Annotated in this window: 2 protein-coding genes; both read right to left on the reverse strand. The window is 48.6% G+C overall.

The genetic code is table 11. The features are described from left to right. Positions 1-11: 11 nt before the first annotated feature. On the reverse strand, positions 12-1,418 hold the full coding sequence (locus B879_RS20665) for an IS701 family transposase (RefSeq protein ID WP_262481917.1): 1,407 nt from the start codon (positions 1,416-1,418) through the stop codon (positions 12-14). Positions 1,419-1,426: 8 nt separating this feature from the next. Then, entirely contained in the window at positions 1,427-1,633 is a 207-nt protein-coding gene (locus tag B879_RS20670) for a hypothetical protein (protein WP_009187174.1), read from the reverse strand. Between the last annotated feature and the right edge of the window lie 33 nt (positions 1,634-1,666).

Genomic DNA, 1,666 nt, shown 5'->3' on the forward strand with positions numbered 1-1,666 from the left:
CTCAAGTTTGGCTAATATCTGGCCTGAAATAATGCGGCTAGGATAGGATTATCTGATTTTTTAAGGGTTTGCAGTTTTTTTTGAATGTTTACGAAGTCGGAGAAATTGATTTTTGAGTTGTAGGACCAGTTTAATGCCCTGAATTGATTGAGGATATCGCCTGTTGTTGTACGGGTTGATTTATCGGATTTATACCACTTGGGTCTAGGCAAGACCTGGCTTTTAGCTGTTTCTGCGGCCAACATAAGCATGGCGTAAACAGAAGTGAGGAATGCGGGGACTTTTTCACAGGCCTCTTCGGTCCTAACTTGTGCTTGTCCGCATCCCAGGATAGTTTTCTGATCTTTAAAATTGACTTCGATCTCCCACCTCCAGAGGTAGGCTTGCAGCAGTGTGGCTAAGTCCAGATCCGGTTCGGTACAGATCAGGTAGGCTGGGTCTCGGTAGAGCAGTTTTGACTTGAGGGTTTTGCGGTAGGAAACCGGTCGGATGATGACCAGTTTCAGATCTTTGTTTCCCGCTTTTCTCCAGCGGACTATCGGGATTACTTTGAGCTGAAAGTCGTGTACTTTGCCTGCTGCCCAAGCTTGGACTTTTACCCAAGAATAGTCATCGGACTGGCGAATCTGTTCGGGAGTGGGGAGCGCTTCTCCGTAAACTTTTTTACGTCCCTTACCCGAGGTGGGTGGTTCAGGAGGTAGATAGATGCTACAGTCTTTGCGTATTCTGCCGATTAGGACGGTGTTGGCAGGGAGCTTCTTGAGAACGGTCTCGTTGGTGTAGCTTCCGTCCACGCTGACCACCAGTTGCTTATCGGCAAACCCGTCCTGATCGAGATTTTCACGCAGAAGCTTGACCCGTTGGGCTCCGATTACGCTGAGTCTGGCTTTTTTCTGGGTTTCTTTATACTGCTCCCAATCCTGCTCATTAGCTGCTTTACCTGGCTTTTTTACGCTGGGACAATGATGGAGATCCACAGGAATAGCCCTGGCCTGTACGGCTCCCATCTTGGAAAAACAGGACAGCGAAAGCTGAATGAACCGTTGTCCCCAAACCAGATTGGTCTGGAAGGGTGGCCCAAGTGCATCTCTGAGCCATCGGGCACCGAATACGTTTTTCCCTTTCTTGCGTAACAGCGTGTCATCCATGTGGGCAAAAACATACAGCTGCCCCGGATCGGTCAACGCGACTACTTTTCTTCGGATGACACCGAAGATCCCGGCAATATCCATCCTGTCCCCTTTAAATAGGCGATAGGCTGCCGACCAATCCTTGAACTGATCCCCACTTGCGGTCAGCCAACCGGTAATGGTGGAACGGCCCATACAGGAAAGTACTCCGCTAATCAGCTTTCCTGCTCGTTGCCAAGAACGAAACTGCTTAAAGCTGGACCGGCATTCGGAGAAAATACCCTCCAATATTCCCTTCAGGTCTTCTTGGGGAGTTTTTTTTTAAGGTCCGACACGGACTGGTCACTGCGCTGTAATACCAAGCGTTGATGATCGTCAATGATCCACTCTACCACTTCTCCTTGCTGAAACTCAATGGCCTGTGCAACTGCGGCAGGAAAATTAACATACCACTGTTCGCTTTTCGCCCGTTTGATGAGCTGGACTTTGGTTGGATATCCCATATCTAGTCTATTAACTAGATACAATATCCACAA

The sequence above is a fragment of the Cecembia lonarensis LW9 genome (assembly GCF_000298295.1).
GTDB classification, from domain to species: domain Bacteria; phylum Bacteroidota; class Bacteroidia; order Cytophagales; family Cyclobacteriaceae; genus Cecembia; species Cecembia lonarensis.